Source organism: Cypionkella psychrotolerans (assembly GCF_001294535.1).
GTDB classification, from domain to species: domain Bacteria; phylum Pseudomonadota; class Alphaproteobacteria; order Rhodobacterales; family Rhodobacteraceae; genus Cypionkella; species Cypionkella psychrotolerans.
Map to the genome: position 1 here is coordinate 73,667 of NZ_LGIC01000017.1, position 22,133 is coordinate 95,799.

Sequence of the window (22,133 nt, forward strand, 5' to 3'; positions counted from 1 at the left end):
TAAAATACCGCCAATGTGGTGCGGATGCCGATGCAGATGAGCGGTAATCCTCGCAGCGGCTGCGCTGAGAATCCAGCCCCGAGCCGAAGCGCAAACCGACGCGCCAAAGGACGCTCAGCCATGCACCAAAGTCAGGCGGCGTTGATCGGGGGCTTTGTCGGCAGCAACATCAAGCTCGTCTTCGCCGGTCCAAAATTGATCGAAGATCTCGCTGGTCGGTTGGTAGGCGGTTTGCTGATCAATCATGATCTTGCGGATGCGCTCGACATCATTGCGGTCGCAGGCCTGCGCCAGTTGCACGAGGGCGGCGGACAATTCATCCAAGGGCTGACGACATTCGGTGGCTGACATGATGCGCGGATGGCTGGTGGGTTTTGGATCGTTGCCGATCAGCAATTCCTCATGCAGTTTTTCGCCGGGGCGCAGTTTGGTGAACACGATGCCAATCTCGCCCTTGCCGGGTTTTTCCGTCACCGGATCGGTAAAAATGATCGGCTTAAGCCCATGCAAACGCGCCATTTTCGCGGCGAGTTCGGTGATCAGCACCGGATCACCCATATCCAGTACGAAGACCTCACCACCCTGCGCCATAGCGCCCGCCTGAATCACCAGCTGGGCGGCTTCGGGGATAGTCATGAAGAAACGGGTGATTTCGGGATGGGTGACGGTGATCGGGCCACCGGCCTCAATCTGGCGACGGAACAGCGGAATCACCGAGCCGGAGGAGCCCAGCACATTGCCAAACCGCACCATGGAAATCGTGGTCCCAGAATTACGCGGCGCATCGGCAAGCGATTGGCAGACCAGTTCGGCCAAGCGCTTGGACGCCCCCATGATATTGGTCGGGCGCACCGATTTGTCCGATGAGATCAGGATGAAGGATTTCACCCCGGCGGCAATCGAGGCCTCGGCCAAGGTGGCGGTGCCAAACACGATGTTGCGCACGCCCTCGGCGATGTTGTGTTCGACCAAAGGCACATGCTTGTAGGCGGCGGCGTGATACACCGTCTCAACCTCAAAGTGCCGTAGGGTGCGATCCACCAGCCGCGCCGATTTGATGCAGCCCAGTACCGGCGAGATGGCAACATCAGAGCGCAAGACCTTCTGCATCGTCGCAAGCTCTTGCTCGATGGTATAAAGCGCCAGTTCCGAGATTTCATACAGCACCAGTCGCGCGGGCTTCAGCCGCAGGATCTGCCGGCAGAGCTCAGAGCCAATTGAGCCGCCTGCCCCGGTGACCATCACCACCTTGCCGGTGATATTGGCCCCCAACAGCTCACGTTGCGGCGGCACTGGATCACGGCCCAGCAGATCTTCAATGCTGATGTCATTGATCTGATCAATGCTGGCCTTGCCGGTCATGATATCGTCCAGACCCGGCACGGTCTGAATCAGCAGCGGCTGGCTTTCCAGCGATTTCAGGATTTCATTGCGGCGGGATTTGCTGGCCGAGGGGATCGCCAGCAGCACAACATTGACGCCGTTGTTGCGGATCAGCGATTCAATCTGCAACGGCGAATAGACCATCAAGCCGCCGACATGGGTGCCTTGAGCCTGCCGCGAGTCGTCAATAAACGCGACCGGAACATAGTCGCTGCGCTGATGCAGCACTTGCAACAACTGCCGCCCCGCCGCGCCAGCGCCATAGATCGCCACGCGTTCCTTGCGACGGTTTTGCGCGTAGTTCACCAGTTCGCGGAAACCGAAGCGCACGCCACCAACGCTGAAAAAGGTCAGCAGCATATAGATGAGCGGCACAGCACCCGGCACCGGCAGATCAGCCAGCTGCGCCACGACCGTCATTGTCACCGCAGAGATCATTGCGCCCATCAGGATGGTGATCAGCGCCCGCCCGGCGATATAGCGCAGCACGGCGCGGTAAAATCCCAACCGCACGAAGGTGTAAATCGTGGCAGGCAGCACCGGAATCAGCACCAGCCAGACCTGTGGATCGCGCAGAAAGCCAAACCCATCCAGCTTGAGCCACATCGCAAGGACGAACATCATCGGCAGCAGCAGCACATCAACCGCGACCTGAAGCACCCGCTTTTTGCCTCGGTCCATCGACAGCAGCCGATATACATAAGGGTTCATCTGGGGATCCTCAGTCTATCAAAGGCACAGGTTGACACAATCATTTGGGTAAAATCTACGATCTATTTCCGGTTGAATAGCACAGTTTATTCCCAAAAAACAGCACCTCACGCCATCCGATTCGTCGGACGGCTGTTTTTTAGGCGGCAGCTTGCTGATGGATGCGGAAATACGCGCCGTAGAATCCGCCGCAAACTCCCCTGTGGCAGCGCGCGCCGCTGTTGGCGGTGGTTAACGCTTTGTCTGTAGCACTTCGGCCTTACGCCCTGCGCATATCGCAGCGGCTGCGGAATCACTGGCAAACCGAGGCGAGGTAACGCGATGAACAAGGCAATTACGCAAGGGTTGGTGCTGATGCCGCCGCCGTTTTCGGCAGGTCTGGCGCTGTGGTCGCGCGAGGATGGGCTCAGCGGTCAGGGCTCGTATCTGGGGCAGGCCAATGCGGCCTATGTGCCTTCGGATCAGGATTTCGCGGGCTGTCTGGAGTTGCAAAAGACCTCTGCGGTGCAAAAGCTGCGCTGCTTTCAGTCGATCCCGTGTCAGCCGGGGATGTATCTGCGGGTAACGGCGCGGGTGAAGGCGATCAGCGGCGCGCTGCCCACGGTGCGGATTGCCGGTTGGGCGGGGTCTGGGTCTGGCAGCAATGTGACCACGGCGGATCAGCAGGGGCCGGATGTGGCACTGACGGGATATGGCGCGGTGGTGGTGGTCAGCGCGATCGTAGGGTCAGGCAATCGGCTGGGGGTGGATATGGTCTGGGGCACCGCGCCTGCATTTGGGCATTTCGGGCTGGATCTGACCGGGCCGACGGGCGGGGTGGTGCGGATTGACGACATCACGATTGAGGATGTGACGGATGTGTTTCACCCCGAGATGTTCGATTGGGTGGATGTGCGCGATTATGGTGCGGTGGGCGATGGCGTGACCGATGACCGCGCGGCGTTTGATGCGGCAGATACGGCGGCTTTGGGCAAGACTGTGGTGGTGTCGCCGGGGGTATATTACATCGGATCACACCTGACGTTTGAGAACCCGGTGCAGTTTGAAGGCACGCTTGTGATGCCCGACAGCCAGCGCTTGGCCTGCACCCGCAACTATAACCTTGATACCTATACGGCGGCGTTTGGCAGCGAACTCAGCGGATTCAAGAAGGCGTTGCAGGCGTTGTTTTATTTCACCGACCATGTGACGCTGGATCTGAACGGCCGGCGGGTGGAGTTGACAGCCCCGATCAACGTGCAGGCTCTCAGCGGCCTAACCAGCTTTGGAACGCGGCGCAGTTTGGTGAACGGCAATCTGGTCGCGGTGGCGGGTGCAGGCTGGAATACACAGGTGGTGAGTGCAGTTGCCACCTATGCGGTGGCCAATCCGTTCACGCTGACAGGCGTGGCCAATATCGCTTCCATTGCGGTGGGCGCGCGGGTTAGCGGCACCGGGGTTGGGCGCGAGGTTTATGTTACCTCGAAAAATGTCGGCACCAGCACGATCACCCTGAGCAGAGCCCTGTGGGCCGCCGCAGGGACCCGCACCTTCACCTTCACCCGTTATGCCTACATGCTTGATTTCTCTGGATTTACCGAGTTGAAGCGCTTTCAGATCTCGGAGGTTGAATTTACCTGCGGCGGCAATGCCAGCGCGATCAATCTCGCCCTGTCAGGCGCTACGTTTGAGGTGTTCGACTGCGGCTTCCATCTGGTGAAAGACCGCGCCATCACCTCGACCGGCGAAGGCTGTCAGGATCTGCACATCGAGAATTGTCAGTTCTACTCGAACGATCAGAACGAGTTGGCCCAGAACCGCACGTCGATCGCGTTCAACACCAATTCGAATGACATCAAAATCCGCAACAACCGGGCGTCGCGGTTTGGGCATTTTGGCGTGGTGGCAGGTTCGGGTGGAGTGTTTTTGGGCAACCACTTTTTCGGCGGCGATGACAGCCTGAACGGGGTGCGGCGCGCAGGACTGGTGCTGACACAAACCAATGCCAAAACCTTCATCACCGGCAACTATATCGACAACAGCTTTATCGAGCTGTCAAACGAACATGATGCAGAGCCGCAATATGCCAACGAATACTCTTTTGGCGGCCTCAGCGTGACGGGCAACGTGTTCACCGCGCAAAACGTGGCCCCCTGGTTCAGTTGGATCGTGCTGACACCACGCGGACCGGGGCATTTCATTTCGGGACTCTCGGTCACGGGCAATGTGTTTTACGCGCGTTCTGGCGATATTGACCGGGTGGAGTCGATTGACACCAGCTATGCGACGCTGGAGTTCAATTCGTTCCGCAACATCAGCTTTGATCAGAATACCTTCAACGGCGTGACGCAGCGCGCGGTCAGCCCGATGCTGATTGAGCATACGCAAAATACCGTGTCGGATACTTGGGCGGTGAACAGCAACAACCTGCTGCCGTTTGGCGGGCGGGCGCGCAATGTCACGGCGGTGGTGGCGGAAGGGGCGATCACCAATGCTGCGGGGGCGGCGCAGTTTGTCACGCCCTATGCGCAAGTCGAACAGGGCGCGGGCGGGCAGTTTGCCAATCTGAAATGGCCCAGCGCCGTGAAGGGCCGGGTGCAGGTGACGCTACGGGTGGATAACCCAGTCTAACGAAGGTCCTCGGCGCTAAACCGGAAGGCTTTGCCGAAGCCACCGTTCAACAGCGCCGATTGCGGCACAAGGCGCACGAAGGCAAAATCGGGCAGGTCAATGTAAAGGGTCGCCTTCGGGTGGCCCTTTAACCAATGCGCGCGCAGGGCGGGGCGGTTGGGATCATCGGGGGCGATAAAGCTGGCCCGCGCCCGGATCATCAGCCGCGGATGGGTCAGCGGATCGCCCTTTTCGCCCGGCTCACCCAGCATCAGCGCACAAGCGGGGTTGGCGCGCAAAGCCGCCGTGTGCGGGGCAAGGCCCGAGATCAAAGCCATCGGTACGCCCTCCGGGTCTAGCCCAAAGGCGATCCGGCTGATGCCCGGAGTCTGAGTTTCAGCATCACTCCAAGCCAGCGCGGCATGATGCGTCTGCATCAAGGACAGCGCCAAGGCGCGGGCGTCTGCATCGGCGGCGGCGACGGGGTCGGGGCGTTTTTGGGTCATATCGGGCCTTTAAAACCGCGGAGCAGGCCTTCGATGGCAAGACTTGGCTGCTGGGGGTTGCCCTGCGTTTAGCATCCGAATCACCCCATTGTGAACGGAGCAATCCGCGCAGCCCTGCGACGATCCCAAGCGCGCCCACCGCCCGCCAAATTGTCTGCCGCCCGGGCCTAAGCTTCCCCCCGCTGCCATTCAACTCTAAGCTGCCAATGTGACGTACCGTCATTTCATTGCCAATTTTCTAATAATTGACAAAATTCACCGTCCGATTTGTCAATTTATTTACAGAAAAACTGCATGAATAAAAAGAGTTACCAACTATTTTACAAATACGCTATGATCAGGCTACAAACGGGGGAGCCCTGCCCTATGCGGCAGGCCGTTGGGACGGGTCGCAAGGCCTGACTGGGAACTGGGGAGAAAGTTATGTCGGATCACGCTGCTGCGCAGAAATATGCGGCTTCAGAAGAATTTGTCGCCCATGCGCATGTGAACGCCACACAGTATGAGGCGATGTATGCGGCATCTGTCGCCGATCCGAGCGCGTTTTGGGCCAAGGAAGGCCAGCGCATTGACTGGATCAAGGATTTCACCCGCGTCAAAGACACCAATTTCAAGCTTGGCGAAGTCTCGATCAAATGGTTTGAAGACGGCACGCTGAACGTCTCGGCCAACTGCATCGACCGCCATATGGTCTCCCGCGCCAACCAGACGGCGATCATCTGGGAGCCGGATGATCCGAAAACCCCTTCCCTGCACATCACCTATGCGCAACTGCTGGAAAACACCTCACGCATGGCGAATGTTCTGAAATCGCACGGGGTTTCGCGTGGTGACCGGGTGGTGATTTACCTGCCGATGATCCCGGAAGCCGCCTATGCGATGCTGGCTTGTGCGCGGATCGGGGCTATTCACTCGATCGTTTTTGCCGGGTTCTCGCCGGATGCTTTGGCGAACCGGATCAATGACTCAGATGCCAAGGTGGTGATCACAGCCGATTTCGCGCCACGCGGCGGCAAGAAAACCGGGCTGAAGAACAACACCGACGCGGCGCTTTTGCACTGCAACGACCATGTGAAATGCTTGGTCGTCAAACACACCGGCGATCAGACCTCGTGGGTCGATGGCCGCGATATTGACGTCAAGGCCGAGATGGCCGCCGCCAAACCCTATTGCGCCTATGTCGAGATGGGGGCGGAAGACCCGCTGTTCATCCTGTATACCTCGGGCTCGACGGGTAAGCCGAAGGGGGTTGTGCACAGCTCGGGCGGCTATCTGGTTTACGCGGCGATGACGCAGCAGATCACCTTCGATTACCATGATGGCGATGTGTTCTGGTGTACCGCCGATGTGGGTTGGGTCACCGGCCACAGCTATATCATCTACGGCCCACTGGCGAATGGCGCGACCACGGTGATGTTTGAAGGTGTGCCGAATTACCCCGATGCCGGACGGTTCTGGGAGGTTTGCGCCAAGCATAAGGTCAGCCAATTCTACACCGCCCCGACGGCGATCCGTTCGCTGATGGGCATGGGGCCGGAATGGCCCGCTAAGCACGATCTCTCCAGCCTCAAGCTTTTGGGTTCTGTCGGCGAGCCAATCAACCCCGAGGCGTGGCACTGGTACAACCAGCATGTCGGCAAGGGCCGCTGCCCCATCGTAGACACGTTCTGGCAGACCGAAACCGGCGGCCATCTGATCACGCCGTTGCCGGGGGCTATTCCGCAAAAACCCGGTTCAGCCACCCTGCCGTTCTTTGGCGTCAAACCTATCGTGCTCGATCCCGCCACGGCTAAGGTGCAAACCGATACCGAAACCGATGGCGTGCTCTGCATCTCCGACAGCTGGCCGGGGATGATGCGCACGCTGTGGGGCGATCATGCGCGGTTTGAGGAAGCCTATTTCAGCCAATACCCCGGCTATTACTTCACCGGCGACGGCTGCCGCCGCGATGCCGATGGCTATTACTGGATCACTGGCCGCGTCGATGACGTGATCAACGTCTCGGGTCACCGTATGGGCACGGCTGAGGTGGAAAGCGCGCTTGTCGCCCATCCGAAAGTCGCCGAAGCCGCTGTCGTCGGCTATCCGCATGACATCAAGGGCCAAGGCATCTACGCCTATGTCACCCTGATGCGCGGCGAGGAACCCTCGGACGCTTTGCGCAAGGAACTCGAAGCTTGGGTCCGCACCGAGATCGGGCCGATTGCCAAGCCCGATCTGATCCAATGGGCTCCCGGCCTGCCGAAAACCCGCTCGGGCAAGATCATGCGCCGCATTTTGCGCAAGATCGCCGAGAATGATTTTGGCGCGTTGGGCGATATTTCCACCCTCGCCGATCCGGCGGTGGTGGAAGAGCTGATCGCCAACCGCATGAACAAGGCTTGAGCGGATGGCCCCGGTTCTGATCCTTCTCGGTCCCCCCGGCGCTGGCAAAGGCACACAAGCCCGGATGCTGGAGGAGGACTTCGGTCTGATCCAGCTGTCCACCGGCGACCTTTTGCGCGCGGCTGTCAGCGCGGGCACCCCGGCGGGCTTAGCGGCCAAAGCCGTGATGGCCGCAGGCGCTTTGGTGTCGGATGAGATCGTGCTTGCGATCCTGAAAGACCGCATGGCGCAACCCGACGTGGCCAAGGGCATCATTCTGGATGGCTTCCCGCGCACCTCTGGGCAAGCCGCAGCGCTCGACAAGCTACTCGCCGAGAGCGGGCAAAAGATCACCGCCGCGATCAGCCTTGAGGTCGATGATGCCGCGATGGTGGGCCGGGTCTCGGGCCGCCACACCTGCGGCAGTTGCGGCGAAGGCTACCATGACACGTTCAAACGCCCCCACACAGCGGGCGTTTGTGACAAATGCGGCGGCTTGGAATTCAAACGCCGCGCCGACGACAATGCCGAAACGGTACGCGACAGGCTGACCGCTTATCACGCCCAGACGGCACCGTTGATTGCCTATTACGAGGCCAAAGGCGTTTTGGAACGCATCGACGCGATGGGGCCCATCGCCGAGATTCGCCACAGCCTTGGCCAGATCATAGCCGGCATCGCGGCTTAAAGCATACCCCGCCGCCGTTGAGGAGCGGCTGCGGGGGATACAAGAACCAGAACCAGCAGCCCTCGGCTGAACCTTGCCTTGGCAAGGATCGCAGAAGGTTTGCCCGGCTCTGGATTGGGATAGGGAACCGGCGACCAGCGCCGGACAACAAGGGAGGCCAAACATGGCTAGCTTAGCAGATGTGAGCGTACGCTCACGGCCAATGACGGCGGAGGAGCGCAAGGTTATTCTGGCCTCGTCCGCCGGCACGATTTTTGAGTGGTATGACTTCTACCTCTACGGCTCGCTTGCCGCGATCATCGGCGCGCAGTTTTTCACACCATACCCCGAAGCCACCCGCAACATCTTCGCGCTGCTGGCCTTCGCTGCAGGCTTCATCGTGCGCCCGTTTGGTGCATTGGTATTCGGCAGCATGGGTGACTTGATCGGGCGGAAATACACCTTCCTGATGACGATCCTGATCATGGGTCTGTCGACCTTCTTCGTCGGCATCCTGCCGGGATATCAAAGCTGGGGGATCGCGGCCCCAATCACCCTGATCGGCCTGCGGATGCTGCAAGGGCTGGCCTTGGGCGGTGAATACGGCGGCGCTGCGGTTTATGTCGCCGAACACGCGCCACAACACCGTCGTGGCTATTACACCTCATTCATCCAGACCACCGCGACGCTTGGCTTGCTGTTGTCCCTGGTGGTGATCTTGGTGCTGACGGGCTACGTCAACGGCCATTATCCGACAGTGGCGCAAGTCGGCCTGGACGGTACGCCGCTTCTGGACGCCAAAGGCGTGCAAGTCATGCTGGAGCCTTGGAAGGCTTGGGGCTGGCGCTTGCCCTTCATCGGATCGCTCCTCCTGTTGGCGGTGTCGCTGTATATCCGCCTGACCATGCATGAAAGCCCGGCCTTCAAGAAAATGAAGGAAGAAGGCGCTGCCTCGAAAGCCCCGCTGCGCGAAGCTTTTGGTCAATGGAAAAACGCCAAAATCGCACTGATCGCTTTGTTCGGCCTGACCGCTGGCCAAGCCGTGGTGTGGTATTCCGGCCAGTTCTACGCGTTGTTCTTCTTGCAAAACGTGGTGAAGGTCGACAGCTATTCGGCCAACGTCTTCGTGGCGTGGTCGTTGATCCTCGGCACAGGCGGTTTCTTGTTCTTCGGCTCGCTGTCCGACAAGATTGGCCGCAAGCCGATCATTCTGGCAGGCTGCCTGATTGCTGCACTGACCTATTTCCCAGTGTTCAACGCGCTGACCGCAACCGCCAACCCGGCGCTGCACGCAGCACAAGACACCCCGGTTGTGGTGACGGTAGACCCGGCGGATTGCTCGTTCCAGTTCAACCCGGTCGGCACCGCCAAGTTCACCAAATCTTGCGACATTGCCAAAGCCCTGCTGCTGAAAGGCTCGGTCAACTCGACGACCGTCGATGCGGCGGCTGGCACGATTGCTTCGGTGAAAATCGGCGAGACCGTGATCCCCGCCTATGATGGCAGTGTGAACGGCAAAGCGATTGCTGAAGCCAAAGCCGCGCTTGAAACCGCCAAAGCCGGCACCGACCAAGCCGCAACTGATGCAGCGCAAGCCGCACTGGATGCCGCCAATGGTGTGAAAGCCGGCTTTGAGAAGTCGATCAACGATGCTCTGACCGCAGCGGGCTATCCGCTGGTGGCTGCCGACAATACCACGGTGGCGAAAGTCGGTGGCTTCTTTGACATCTTCACCAAGCAAAACATCAGCGTGGTCGCGATCCTGACCTATCTGATCATTCTGGTGACGATGGTCTACGGCCCGATTGCTGCAATGCTGGTCGAACTGTTCCCGACCCGGATCCGCTACTCGGGCATGTCGCTGCCCTACCACATCGGCAACGGCTGGTTCGGTGGCTTGCTTCCGGCAACCGCGCTGGCAATCTCGGCACAATCCGGCAACATCTACTCGGGGCTCTGGTATGCCATCGTGGTGGCTCTGGCGACGGTGGTGATCGGTACGCTGCTGGTGCCAAACGGCACGCATAAGAAAGACATCTTCTCGGACGCGAACAACCAATAAGCGTTTGACGTCTGAAACGGGCAAAGGGCCGGGAGGAAACTCCCGGCCCTTTTGCTATGCCGCCCGTTTGCTGAGGCACCGGGTACTTGACCTTGCGGGGGTCAGCGGGCGCGCAGGCGCTGATACAACGTCCAAACCCCCAGAATAACCGCCAGCCAAATCACATTGGCCAGAATTCCCACCCCGATGGCCACAGCCATCGGCACCGCCAGTTGCGCCTGCGCCGTCAGCGGCAACAACACCGCCACAAACACCGCCCCGATGGCGAGCGGGATGATGGTTCCAGAAGCCGCCCGCGTGCGCAGCATGGTGAGGAACAACGCGATCAACAGACCGATGCGAAACGGATCGGACAGTTGTGACAACAGCAGATCGGGAAGGGTCATGCAGGCTCCAATGCTTTTGACCTTGATAAGCGATGGGGCGGGGTAGGTCTAGCAGCCGCTGCGCGCTGCATTGGCCAAGCCGGGGGCCAGCCCCCGGACCCCCGGGATATTTGAGCGCAGAGGATGTCCGTTAAGAAGGCTTTAATCCGAATCGCTCAAACTCAAAGAGCGGTACAGGCGGGGACGCCGATGACCGACGCAGTGGATGGCACCCCGCGGCAAGATCCGTTCTCCCGTTGGGGTGCTTGACCGCTCTGATCATCCTCTGCGCTTAAATATCCTCGGGGTCCGGGGGCGAGCCCCCGGCTTGGCGTCAAAGCGAACTGAACGGGTCTACCGGATAGCCCACCCCGGTCATATAAAGCCCATCCGGCGGCGAGACTGGCCCGCAAGCCGCGCGATCCGCCGCCTCTAGCGCCGCTTTCACCTGACTGGGTGCCCAAGCCCCCGCCCCGACCCGCTCCAGCGTGCCAACGATCGAGCGCACTTGGTTGTGCAGGAAACTCCGCGCCCGCAGGGTAAAGCGGTATTCCACCCCCGCCGCATAGGGCACCGTGACAATCGAAACCTCGTCCAGCGTCTTCACCGGGCTAGCCGCCTGACAATAGGTCGAGCGGAACGTGGTGAAATCATGCTTGCCAATCAGATACGCCGCCCCCGCCCGCATCGCTTCAATATCCAAGGGAGAATGCACCCGCCACACCCGCCCCCGGTCATGCGTTGCTGGCGCGCGCCGGGCCACCAGCCGGAACAGATAGCGCCGCTCCCGCGCCGAAAACCGCGCGTGGAAATCGTCCGCCACCCGCACCACCGCCAGCACCGACACCGGAGCGGGGCGCAGATGCGCGTTCAGCGCCGAGGCCAGCCGGAACGGGTCCCAATCCTTGACCAAATCGCAATGCGCCACCTGCCCCGTGGCATGCACCCCGGAATCCGTCCGCCCTGCGGCGGCAATTGTATGCGGCCCCGGCTCCAGCCGCCCGAGCGCCGCCTCAATCGCACCCTGCACCGTCAACTGCCCGCCCGCCTGGCGCTGCCAGCCGTTGAACGGACCTCCGTCATAGTCGATGAGCATGGCATATCTGGGCATCTCCCGCGCTTACCCAATACGCACCTTCCTGTCCATGCCTTCCAAAACGCCCGCCTCACCCCTATGTTGACGCCAAGCAACAGGATGATCGCGCGTGTTTTCCAGCCTAACCCACGGCATTGCCCGGCAAATAGAGGCCGCAGCTTCGGCCCTGACCGGCTATGAACCGGTGTTGCGCATCGGCGTCACCGGGCTGTCGCGCGCGGGCAAAACCGTGTTCATCACCAGCCTGGTCGCCAACCTGCTCGACCGCGCCCGGATGCCGCAACTGACCGCACAGGCGCAGAACCGCATCGAGGCGGTCTATTTGCAGCCGCAACCCGACGACACCCTGCCACGCTTTGCCTTCGAGGATCACCTCGCCGCGATGACAGGCGACGATCCGCGTTGGCCGCAATCGACCCGCGCGATTTCCGAGCTGCGTCTGTCGTTCCGCACCCGGCCCAGCGGTTTCATCAACAGCTTTGCTGGCCCGCGCACCCTGCATGTCGATATCGTCGATTACCCCGGCGAATGGCTGCTGGACCTGTCCTTGCTGGATAAATCCTACACCGAATGGTCGGAAGACACCCTGCACCGCATCGCCAAACGCCCCGAAGCTGCCGATTTCATGGCCCATGCCCGGGCCGAGGACGGCTCGCTTCGCTTGGAAGAACCCAAAGCCCAAGCCCTCAGCCAACACTTCACCGACTACCTGAAAGCCGCCCGCGCCGCAGGTTGGTCTGATTGCACCCCCGGCCGCTTCCTGCTGCCCGGTGATCTGGCAGGCTCTCCGGTGCTGACCTTCGCCCCACTGCCTGCGCCTGCGCAAACCCCGCGCAACAGCCTTTGGCGCGAGATGCAGCGCCGCTATGACGCCTATAAATCCCGCGTCATCCAGCCGTTCTTCCGCGAGCATTTCGCCAAGATTGACCGCCAGATCGTGCTGGTCGATGTCCTTTCCGCCCTGCACCAAGGCCCGCAAGCCGTGGAAGACCTGCGCCGCACCATGGCCGATGTGCTGGCGGCCTTCCGCCCCGGTCGCAACGGCTGGCTGACGGGCATCCTGGGCGGCAAACGGGTGGAGAAAATCCTGTTCGCCGCCACCAAGGCCGACCATCTCCACCACCACCAGCACCCCGCCTTAACCGGGATCATGCGGGCGATGCTGCGCGAAGCCGTCAGCCGCGCCGATTTCGCGGGCGCACAGACCGCAGCCATTTCAATGGCAAGCCTGCGCTGCACCGTGGAAGAAACCGTGTCACGCGAAGGTGTTAGCCTTGATGCCGTGCGCGGTCGCTTGCTGACCAATGGCAAACAGGCCGTGATGTATCCGGGCCAGTTGCCCGCCGACCCCAGCCGCCTGCTCTCGCCCGCCCGCGAAGGCGCCGAGCAATGGCTCGACGCCGATTATGCACTGATGGCCTTCGCCCCGGCCCGCGTCACCTTGCGCCCCGGCGAAGGCCCGCCGCATATCCGCCTCGACCGCGCCGCCGAATTCCTGATCGGAGATCGCTTGTGAGCCTGCATCTGAATGACCCGTCTCAAAACGAACGGGCCCGCCTGCACGGCCCGTTGATGCAAGAGTATGATGGCGATGCCGCCGATCCCGGCATGGCTGAAGCCGTGCCAGATGCGGGGGCCGCGCGCGCGCTGCACACCGCCGCTTTTCTCGCCCAGCGCCGGGGGTCCGGCTTTGCCCGCTTTGCGCTTTGGGTGTTCGGCAGCCTGTTCACGCTGGTGCTGTCGGTGTCGGCATGGAATTTCGTTATCGGATTGTTTGGTGAAAACAGCGTATTGGGCTGGCTGGCCTTTGTACTGTTCGTGCTGGCGTTGTTTGTGGTGCTGGTGCTGGCGGGCCGCGAACTGATGGCGTTCTCCCGCATGGCGCGGCTGGATAAGCTGCGCGCCGCCGCCGCCGAAGCACGCCTCGCTGGCGATCTGAAAGCCGCCCGCGCCGTGGTGGCGAGCCTTGTCAGTCTGTATTCCGACCGCGCCGATACGGCTTGGGGCCGTGCCCGTCTGGCCGAGCGTGAGGCCGATGTATTCGATGCCGACGCTTTGTTGTCGCTGGCAGAGGTCGAACTGATCGCCCCCTTGGACCGTGCCGCACTGGCCGAGGTTGAAGCCGCCGCCCGCCTCGTCGCCACCATCACCGCTTTTGTGCCGCTGGCTTTGGCGGATGTGGCGACAGCACTTTATGCCAATTTGAAACTGATCCGCCGCCTGTCCGAGATTTATGGCGGGCGGTCCGGCAGCATGGGCAGTTTCCGCCTGATGCGCCGGGTGTTTTCGGCGCTGCTGGGCGCGGGCGCGATCGCCTTGGCCGATGATCTCGTAGGCTCTGTGGCGTCGGGGGGACTACTTGCCAAGATTTCCCGGCGCTTTGGCGAAGGCGTGGTCAACGGTGCTTTGACCGCCCGCGTCGGCCTTGCCGCGATGGAGTTGTCGCGCCCGATGCCCTTCGTGGCATTGCCGCGACCGGGGACGAGTGCCACCACCAGCCGCGCCTTGGCAGGCCTGTTTGGGCGGGGCGAGCCGGACGAAAAATTAACAAACCCTTAAAATGGGCACGTTACCTCATTGATTATAAACATCTAAAAATGGTCCCGAGTTGGGACCACCCCTAAAATCCCGCCACACAGCGATCCACCAATTCCGCCAGCATCGCGCGGCACCGTTCAATCTGTTCGACCGAAACGAACTCATCCGGCTTGTGCCCCTGCGCCATCGACCCCGGCCCGCAGATCACCGTCGGGATGCCCAGCCGGGCATCAAACAACCCGCCCTCGGTGCCAAACGCCACCTTGATCGTGCCATTCGCCCCGGTCAGCGATTTCACAAAGTTCACCACCCCCGCATCCGAAGGCGTGCCCAACCCCGGATAATCCCATAGCCGTTCAATCCTGATCTCCGTTTCAGGAAACTCTGCCCGGAGCGGCGCCACAATCGCCTCCGCCCCCGCCCGCAGATCCGCGATCAATGCCTCGGTATCCTCGCCCGCCAAACTGCGAATTTCAAAGTCGATCACGGCAGAGTTCGGCACGATATTCACCTGCACCCCCCCGTTCAACTTCCCCACATGCAGCGTCGAATAGGGCACATCATAATCGCCATCCCGCAACCCGGTCGCCGCCACCCGCGCCTGCAACCCCCGCACCACCCCGACAAAGTCCGCCGCCAAATGCAGCGCATTGAGGGCGAGCGGCGCCAGCGCCGAATGACCTTCCCTGCCCACGCAAGTTGCCCGCAGCGCGATCTTACCCTTGTGGCCGGTGGCGACCTGCATCGCCGTGGGTTCCCCCACAATACACATCCGGGGCCGGATCGGGGCAGCCTCCAGCATGTCAATCAAACTGCGTACCCCCATGCAGCCGATTTCCTCGTCATAGGACAACGCCAAATGCAGCGGCACTTTCAGCGGGCGTTTGGCAGCCAACACCATCGCCTCAATCGCGCAGGCGGCGAAGCCCTTCATATCGGCAGCGCCCCGACCATAATAGCGCGCGTCTTTTTCGGTCAGCGCGAAAGGCGACACAGTCCAAGCCTGACCTTCGACAGGGACCACATCAGTGTGACCCGACAGCATCACCCCCGGCACACCCTGCGGCCCGACCGTGGCGTAGAGATTGGCTTTGCCGCCGGATGGGTCGGGGATCAGCGTGGAGTCTATGCCAGCCTCGGCCAGCAGGTCTTGCAAATAACCCATCAAAGCGATGTTGGGCTTGGAGCTGACCGTGTCAAAACTCAGCAACCGTTCCAAAATCGCGCGCATCAGAGTCTCCTTTTGTTGCGCGCAAGCTAGCGCGAAGCCGCGAGAGGGGGAAGGCTGGGAACGACGGATGTGACACGATTTGTCACGCGGAACCCACTTCCCAAACGGCGGTCTTCCTGCCAAATTCAGTGCATATCGCCCGCGCGGGTCACAACCGATTGGACAGAACATGACATTGAAAGCGTTTTTCCCCGCCCTTGCGACCAGCGCTTTGGTGGCTTTGAGCCTGCCTGCCTTCGCGCAGACCACCACGACGGAAGCCCCGGCTGCGGCGAAGGGGCCGAATGTGAAATCCTCGGCGACGGGCAGCAAGGGGGCGGTGGCGACCTTCGCGATGGCGCAGGATTTGTACACCTTGGGCATGGCCAACAAGGATGCGTTAACGGTTTTGACGGCGGCGAAGCTGGCAGGATCGGTGGAGGTGAAAGAGGTCGAGCGCAAAAAAGAGACCAAGGGGACCGAGCTTGCGGGTGAGGCCGAGGGCAAGGATTTGCCGGTGGATGCGGCGGTGATGATGGCCTCGGCGAAGGAACTCGCGGGCGAGGATGAGGTGCTGGCGGGGCTGGTTGAGGATGCGATGGTGGAGGCTGGGCGCGGCCGGGTTGGCGGGGCGTCGTCGACCCTGTCGCGGCTGCCTGCCGGGCAGACCGATACCTGGGAGGTGCCGTTTTATGGTGACAGCTATGCCGAGCTCGCAGTGGTGGGGGATGGCGACTCCAACCTCGACGTGCTGGTCACCGATGAGAACGGCAACACGATTTGCTATGACGTGAGCTGGTCGGACAAGATTTACTGCGACTTCGTGCCCAGCTGGAACGGGTATTTTTATGTGACGGTGCAGAATAATGGCGCGTCGCGGAACAGCTATTATTTGATGACGAACTGAACGGATTTCACGGATCAAGGCGGCGCGCTGAAAGGTGCGCCGTTTTCGTTTGGGCATGTGTCCGCGCGTGGACAGAGGTTGCTCTGATATGATTTCAATGAGTTACAAGTGGGCATCAACGGTTTGTTAAGGATTTCCGCGCAGGATTTGCTCTTTTTGAAATACTCCCGCCGGAGGCTCCGTGCGCAGGCCTCAGAAGCCTCCGGCGGGGATATTTGCGCGCAGAGGATGACAATTTTAGATAAGTTTTAGGGGGTTTGGCAGGCTCAGATCAGCAGGCCCGCGTGCCTTGCGCCTGCCAGCAGGTTATCGGCGAGATGATGCGCCCAGCGGCCTTGGCTGGGGACCACGTCGGGGACTTGCACCACGAAACAGCCGGCGCGGTGGGCGGCTTCTGCGCCGGTTTCACTGTCTTCAAACACCAGGCATCGCGCAGGCGAAACACCTAGTTTTTCGGCGGCCAGAAGGTAGGGCGCGGGGTTAGGTTTGGGGGCGGTCACGTCATCGACGGTGATGATCAGATCGAACATCTCAGCTATCCCTGCGACTTCCAGCTTGTGATGCGCCTCGCTCCGCCCCGAGGAGGTGACAAGAGCCATCGGCAGCAGGCGGGCTTGCAGCAGATCCATCGCCCCGGCTTTGAGGTTCAGGCCATTGAGATCCATGGCGGCGCGGAAGCCACCTTGCCACAAAGGATGCAACGCCTCGGGGTCAACCGCGGGCATCGCGGCGCTGATGATTTTGCCGCCTGTCGGCAGATCGACGCCGACGAGTTGGTGCAAAAACGCCTCGGTCACCGGATGGCCCAATTCGGCAAAGGCGGCGAGGCCGGAGGCCATGGCAAGGCTTTCGGTGTCGATCAACGTGCCGTCAAGGTCGAAGAAAATCGCGTCAAACATCGTAAGCCCCGGTTGTCGGCCCCAGTTATCCGCGGCCCCAGTTATCTGCCGCCCTCATAGCCGATCACAGATACAGGCGAAAGCGGCGAAAGCCGGTGGCAAGCTGCATGAGCGGTTCCAGCCGCAAATGCGGCACCTGGGCCAGATGGGCTTCGGCATTGGGGCTGAGATCCAGCGTCACCGTGCTGCCGGGCATCGACACAAAGCGCCAGTCGAAGGGGGCGGGCGCAGGGATGCCGCCGCTGCGCAGATAGGCGGCCAGCATCTCGCGGTTGCCCTCGGCCCCCTCGTAGACCACTTGTGCTGTGCCGGTGCCGGGGAAGCCGATGCCGCCCGCAGCGCGGTAGTTGTTGGTGGCCAAGGCAAAGATCTGCTCGGGGCGCACTGCTTGGCCTTGATAGCGCAGATCGCGGATACGCCGGGCCTCGGGGGCAATCACCCGGCCAAAAGTATTGAAGCGCGGCGGCTCGGTCAGGTCGATCTGATAGCTGAGACCGTGGATGGTGTCGAAATTGAAGCTGGGGAAATCTTCGTCGATCAGCGCGGCGTCAACGGCACCGGGCGCGATCTGATGATACAGGCTGACCGAGCGTTCCAGCCAATCGTAGAGGTCTTGGCCGCTGACCCGCAGGCAGGACAGGCTGTTGGGATGGATGTAGAGATCACTGACATGGCGAGTCAGCAGCGGGCCTGCCGGGATGTCGGTGTAGTTTTCAGGCCCACCGCGCCCGCCCGCCTTGAACGGAGCGACAGCGGAGAGGAGCGGCAAGTTGGCCAGCGCTGTGCCCACCAGCACCCGCCTCAGATGATCCGCCTGCGCCGCCGCCACCAGCGCCAGCGGCGGACTTTGCGTCAGCAGGGCGAAATGGCTGTTCAGTGCGATTGGGCTGTGGCCGATTTCGATATCGGTACGCGCCAGCAGGGCCTCATGCGCCGGACGGGCGATTTCGACAATCGCGGCGTCGTCGCTGACCAGCGCTTCGACCTGCCCGGTCACCGGATCACGCCTTGAGACCGGCCGGATTTCGGCCCCGAAGCCAGCAATCCGCCAGCCTTTGCTGCTGTGGCGCAGGGTGAGATCAATCACCCCCAGATGCGAGCCGAAAAACCCCGGCATCACGGCGGGTTTCCCGGCCAGATCGGGACGGCTGGCGGTGGGAAAGGTCAGATGGGTGTGGCCCGCAATCACCACGTCGATGCCGTCAATTTCGGCCAAAGCTGAGCTCGCGTTCTCGGCCCCCGGCTCGGCCTCTGCTTCGCCGATGCCGGAATGTGACAGCGCTATGATCAGATCGGCGCCGCGCGCGCGCAGCTCGGGCACCAGATGGCGGGCGGAAGCTGTGATGTCATCCACCGAGGCACGGCTTTTCAGGTAGCGCTTTTCCCAGACCGTGGTTTGCGGCGGAATGAAGCCCAGTATGGCGATTTTGAGGCGGTGCAGCTTGCCGTGGCGGTCGCGCAGATCACGGTGCAGCAGCAGATAGGGCGCGGCCAGCGGCGCACCTCGGGTGGGTTTGAAGTAGAGGTTCGAGCAGACGATGGGAAAGCGGGTGGCGGCCAGCGAGCGGCGCAAAAAGCCCAAACCATGGCCGAATTCGTGATTGCCCAGCGCCACCGCATCGTAATCCAGCGCATTCATCGCCGCGATCATCGGATGCGCATGCAGCGGGCGGCCCGAGCGCAGCAGCGGCGTGGTTTCGGCAATGAAATCGCCCAGCACGGTGCCGTGCAGAAAGTCGCCATTGTCAAACAGCAGGCTCTGCGGGCGCTCAAACCGGGCTTTGTGGATCAGGGTGGCCACGCGGGCGAGACCGCGCTGTGGGCAGGGACGGCTGGTGTGGTAATCCCACGCCAGCAGATTGGCATGCAGATCCGAGGTCGCAAGGATGCGCAGATCAATCACCGGGCCGCCAATGGTGCCCGATACCGCACCACGCTCGTTCGCAAAGCTGTATTGCACCGTAAATCCCATTCCCCGACGCAGCGAGAGGCCTGATCTGTGTCAGGATTTTCTCCCCTTGGTTTAGCGTCTCATCCTAAACTGCCGAAAGGAAGGTGAAATTCGCGGCTAGTCGAAAAGTTTCACCTTCAAGTTGCATATTTGATCGGCTGGGTTGGATTTGACACGGGGTGCGGCGAATTGCCCTATCCGGTGTTCCATGCGATGAACGGCGCAAAGCGGGAGTGCGGCGATGCGATTGGCGGAAACGGTGACATTTGGCGGCTCGGGTCTGGATCGGGCGGCGGCTTTGCGCAGCGATCCGGTGCGGATGGCAGAGCTGTTGGCGGACGGGCGGGTGTTGCCGATCTGGCGCGGTAAGCCGTTGATTGTGGCGCAGAATGGCTTGGGGTGGGTGGCGGCGGATAGCGTGGTTTTGGGTGCTGGGGAGCCGGTGTTTCTGGGGCTGGATGACGGCGTGGCGTGGTTTGCGCAGGATATTTCGGGCTGGGAGCCGGAGGTGCTGGAGGCCAGCCAGCCTGCCGGATTTGTCGATGCCAATCGGCAAGGCCACCCTGCCCTGCCGGAAGATCACGCGTTTGAGGATTTGCGCGGCGTGATGGCGCTGTTGACCCCGCGTGAGGCGGAATTGGCGGCAACGGCGAAGGCGGTGCTGCAATGGCACAGCACGCATCGGTTTTGCTCTAGCTGTGGTGTGGCATCGGTGATGAGCCATGCCGGTTGGCAGCGGTCTTGCCCCGCTTGCCATGCCCAGCATTTTCCGCGCACCGATCCGGTGGTGATCATGCTGGTCACGCGTGGCAATAAGCTGTTGCTGGGGCGGTCTGCGCCTTGGCCGGAAGGGATGTATTCGCTGTTGGCGGGGTTTGTCGAACCCGGCGAGACGCTGGAGGCGGCGGTGCGGCGTGAGGTGTTTGAGGAGACCGGGATCACCACTGGGGCGGTGCGGTATTTGGCCTCACAGCCTTGGCCGTTTCCGGCCTCGTTGATGTTCGGCTGCATTGCGGAGGCGACCTCGGATGAGATCACGCTGGACCCTGCCGAGTTGGAAGATGCGCTGTGGGTGAGCCGCGAGGAATTGGTTGAGGTGATGGCGGGGCAGCATCCAAAGATTAAACCGGGGCGCAAAGGTGCGATTGCGCAGTTTCTGATGGGTAATTTCCTTGCAGAACGGCTGGATTGATCGTTATTCCTAGCGCGTTAACGATTTGGCTGCGCCTGTTGGCAGATAAAAACAAGAACAAGCAAGGCTGGGGGACAGGCGATGCGGTTTGCGACAAAGCAGGATATTGAAGCGCCGATCGCAGATGTGTTTCGGATCATCTCGGATTTCGAGGCTTGGGAGCGGGCGGCGATGCGTCGCGGCGCGGAAGTATCGCGTATCGACAAGCTGCGGGCGGTGGCAGCAGGGATGCGTTGGGCGGCGCGGTTTTCCTATCGCAGCAAGCCGCGCAACATGGAGCTGGAGCTGACCCAGATTGAACCCTCAACATTATTGCGCTTTGCCGGGATTTCGCAGGCGATTGAGGGGGTTGCCTCGATTGATCTGATGGAGTTGGGTGGCAAACGCACCCGGATGCATGTGGTCTTAGAAATCTCACCGCGCAGCCTGACCGCGCGGTTGTTCCTGCAATCTTTGCGGCTGGCGCGGGCGCGGATTGATCGCAAGTTTGATCAGCGGGCGGCACAGTTGGCGGCTGAGATTGAGGCACGGTATCGGGCGGTGAAGAAGTATTGAGGCGGGGCGCCCGAGGGCGAAGCGTTTTCCCAATGCTGGCACAGGGCTGCGCCTGACCGCCGGGTGAGCGAGCCACGTTGGTTCTAGGCGGTTTATGTCTCAGCAATCCCCCAGATGTTCTAGGCGAGACACTGCAATAGCGCCCGCCCGAGGGGGCGGTCAGGCGCTGCCCGGCGGCGCAAAAGCGCCTTGATTCCGGGCTAGGCTGGTGTGCTTGGCAGGCGCAGGGGAGGTCAGTCCCTACGACGATCGGCGGGGTAGACGCCCAAGATATCGACCTGCGTTGAGAAGTAGCGCAGTTCTTCCAGCGCGCGTTTGACCGGGGCGTCTTCGGGGTGGCCCTCAATATCGGCGTAAAACTCGGTCGCGGTGAAGGAGCCTCCGACCATATAGCTTTCCAGCTTGGTCATGTTGATGCCGTTGGTGGCAAAGCCGCCCATGGCCTTGTACAAAGCCGCCGGGATGTTGCGCACCCGGAAGGTGAAGGTGGTGATCATCTCCTTGGCGCGGCGGGTGTCATCCGGCGTGCGGCTCATCACCAGAAAGCGGGTGGTGTTGTTGGCGTGATCCTCGATATGCGGAGCCAGCACATCAAGGCCATAGATTGAAGCTGCGAGTTCGCTGGCCAAGGCGGCTTTGGTCACATCACGGCCTTCAGCCACTTCGCGCGCGGCGCGGGCGTTGTCGGAACTGACCTTGCCCTTGATGCCGTGGGCTTTCAGAAACCCTGCGCATTGCGGCAGGATCACCACATGACCATGGGCTTCTTTCACATCCGCCAATTTCGCCCCCGGCAGGCCGAGCAGGTTCACATGCACCCGCACGAAGGCTTCATCGACGATATGCAGGCCTGCACGCGGCAAAAGCGAATGGACGTCGGCAACCCGGCCATAGGTGGAGTTTTCCACCGCCAACATGCCCAATTCAACCTCGCCCGAGCGAGTCAGTTCGACCACATCTTCAAAAGTGGTGCAGGGAAATGCTTCCATATCGGGCCGTGCCTGCTGGCACGCCTGATGCGAATAGGCCCCCAATTCACCCTGAAACGCGATACGCCCTGACATTTCGAACACTCCGCCGTAAAAAGCCCCGCATTGGGGCTATTGGTCGCGCTACTACACCTTGAAAGAAGGCGGGG

General features: G+C 61.3%; 17 protein-coding genes. 9 read left to right on the forward strand and 8 right to left on the reverse strand.

Annotated elements, in window-relative coordinates; all coding sequences use genetic code 11:
- Positions 1-114: 114 nt before the first annotated feature.
- Complete coding sequence (locus AKV04_RS04045; protein ID WP_082351509.1) at positions 115-2,094, reverse strand: polysaccharide biosynthesis protein; 1,980 nt, start codon at positions 2,092-2,094, stop codon at positions 115-117.
- A 321-nt stretch (positions 2,095-2,415) separates the two neighbouring features.
- Here AKV04_RS04045 and AKV04_RS04050 point away from each other — a divergent pair, with 321 nt between their 5' ends.
- Positions 2,416-4,704, forward strand: a complete 2,289-nt coding sequence (locus tag AKV04_RS04050) for a right-handed parallel beta-helix repeat-containing protein (protein WP_054005193.1) — start codon at positions 2,416-2,418, stop codon at positions 4,702-4,704.
- Here the strand turns inward: AKV04_RS04050 and AKV04_RS04055 are convergent.
- The gene (locus tag AKV04_RS04055) at positions 4,701-5,189 is read right to left on the reverse strand and encodes a HugZ family pyridoxamine 5'-phosphate oxidase (protein WP_054005194.1); all 489 of its coding nucleotides are present in this window, start codon (positions 5,187-5,189) and stop codon (positions 4,701-4,703) included. The two genes, AKV04_RS04050 and AKV04_RS04055, sit on opposite strands and share 4 nt — an antisense overlap.
- 423 nt (positions 5,190-5,612) lie before the next feature.
- Here AKV04_RS04055 and acs point away from each other — a divergent pair, with 423 nt between their 5' ends.
- The 3 genes from acs (at position 5,613) to AKV04_RS04070 (ending at position 10,282) form a co-directional block, all read left to right on the forward strand.
- Positions 5,613-7,574, forward strand: a complete 1,962-nt coding sequence (acs, locus tag AKV04_RS04060; RefSeq protein WP_054005195.1) for an acetate--CoA ligase — start codon at positions 5,613-5,615, stop codon at positions 7,572-7,574.
- A 4-nt stretch (positions 7,575-7,578) separates the two neighbouring features.
- A complete protein-coding gene (locus AKV04_RS04065; protein WP_054005196.1) occupies positions 7,579-8,241 on the forward strand; it encodes an adenylate kinase in 663 nt (220 codons plus the stop codon).
- Positions 8,242-8,404: 163 nt separating this feature from the next.
- Positions 8,405-10,282 (forward strand): MFS transporter, encoded by a 1,878-nt coding sequence (locus AKV04_RS04070; protein WP_202905560.1) that lies wholly within the window; start codon positions 8,405-8,407, stop codon positions 10,280-10,282.
- Between the two features lie 101 nt (positions 10,283-10,383).
- Here AKV04_RS04070 and AKV04_RS04075 read toward each other — a convergent pair whose 3' ends face one another.
- Both AKV04_RS04075 and truA read right to left on the reverse strand, forming a co-directional pair.
- The gene (locus AKV04_RS04075; protein WP_054005198.1) at positions 10,384-10,668 is read right to left on the reverse strand and encodes a hypothetical protein; all 285 of its coding nucleotides are present in this window, start codon (positions 10,666-10,668) and stop codon (positions 10,384-10,386) included.
- A gap of 313 nt (positions 10,669-10,981) precedes the next feature.
- Positions 10,982-11,758: a tRNA pseudouridine(38-40) synthase TruA gene (gene truA / locus AKV04_RS04080; RefSeq protein WP_054005199.1), complete on the reverse strand. Its 777-nt coding sequence runs from the start codon at positions 11,756-11,758 to the stop codon at positions 10,982-10,984.
- 94 nt (positions 11,759-11,852) lie between these two features.
- Here truA and AKV04_RS26765 point away from each other — a divergent pair, with 94 nt between their 5' ends.
- A complete protein-coding gene (locus AKV04_RS26765) occupies positions 11,853-13,259 on the forward strand; it encodes a YcjX family GTP-binding protein (protein WP_054005200.1) in 1,407 nt (468 codons plus the stop codon).
- The gene (locus AKV04_RS04090) at positions 13,256-14,302 is read left to right on the forward strand and encodes a YcjF family protein (protein WP_407638398.1); all 1,047 of its coding nucleotides are present in this window, start codon (positions 13,256-13,258) and stop codon (positions 14,300-14,302) included. Before AKV04_RS26765 ends, AKV04_RS04090 begins: the two co-directional genes overlap by 4 nt.
- Positions 14,303-14,363: 61 nt before the next feature.
- On the opposite strand, the gene argE is transcribed toward AKV04_RS04090, so the two are convergent.
- Positions 14,364-15,683 (reverse strand): acetylornithine deacetylase, encoded by a 1,320-nt coding sequence (gene argE / locus AKV04_RS04095; RefSeq protein WP_268871774.1) that lies wholly within the window; start codon positions 15,681-15,683, stop codon positions 14,364-14,366.
- Here argE and AKV04_RS04100 point away from each other — a divergent pair.
- Positions 15,682-16,398: a hypothetical protein gene (locus tag AKV04_RS04100; protein ID WP_054005202.1), complete on the forward strand. Its 717-nt coding sequence runs from the start codon at positions 15,682-15,684 to the stop codon at positions 16,396-16,398. The genes argE and AKV04_RS04100 overlap by 2 nt on opposite strands.
- A 266-nt stretch (positions 16,399-16,664) precedes the next feature.
- Here AKV04_RS04100 and AKV04_RS04105 read toward each other — a convergent pair whose 3' ends face one another.
- Together AKV04_RS04105 and AKV04_RS04110 are read right to left on the reverse strand one after the other, a co-directional pair.
- Entirely contained in the window at positions 16,665-17,297 is a 633-nt protein-coding gene (locus tag AKV04_RS04105) for an HAD family hydrolase (RefSeq protein WP_054005203.1), read from the reverse strand.
- Positions 17,298-17,361: 64 nt separating this feature from the next.
- Complete coding sequence (locus tag AKV04_RS04110) at positions 17,362-19,257, reverse strand: bifunctional 2',3'-cyclic-nucleotide 2'-phosphodiesterase/3'-nucleotidase (protein WP_162232830.1); 1,896 nt, start codon at positions 19,255-19,257, stop codon at positions 17,362-17,364.
- Between the two features lie 232 nt (positions 19,258-19,489).
- On the opposite strand from AKV04_RS04110, the gene nudC reads away from it, so the two are divergent.
- Positions 19,490-20,440: an NAD(+) diphosphatase gene (nudC, locus tag AKV04_RS04115; RefSeq protein ID WP_054005205.1), complete on the forward strand. Its 951-nt coding sequence runs from the start codon at positions 19,490-19,492 to the stop codon at positions 20,438-20,440.
- A gap of 81 nt (positions 20,441-20,521) precedes the next feature.
- Complete coding sequence (locus AKV04_RS04120) at positions 20,522-20,995, forward strand: SRPBCC family protein (protein ID WP_054005206.1); 474 nt, start codon at positions 20,522-20,524, stop codon at positions 20,993-20,995.
- Positions 20,996-21,228: 233 nt separating this feature from the next.
- On the opposite strand, the gene AKV04_RS04125 is transcribed toward AKV04_RS04120, so the two are convergent.
- Positions 21,229-22,059: a prephenate dehydratase gene (locus tag AKV04_RS04125; RefSeq protein ID WP_054005207.1), complete on the reverse strand. Its 831-nt coding sequence runs from the start codon at positions 22,057-22,059 to the stop codon at positions 21,229-21,231.
- Between the last annotated feature and the right edge of the window lie 74 nt (positions 22,060-22,133).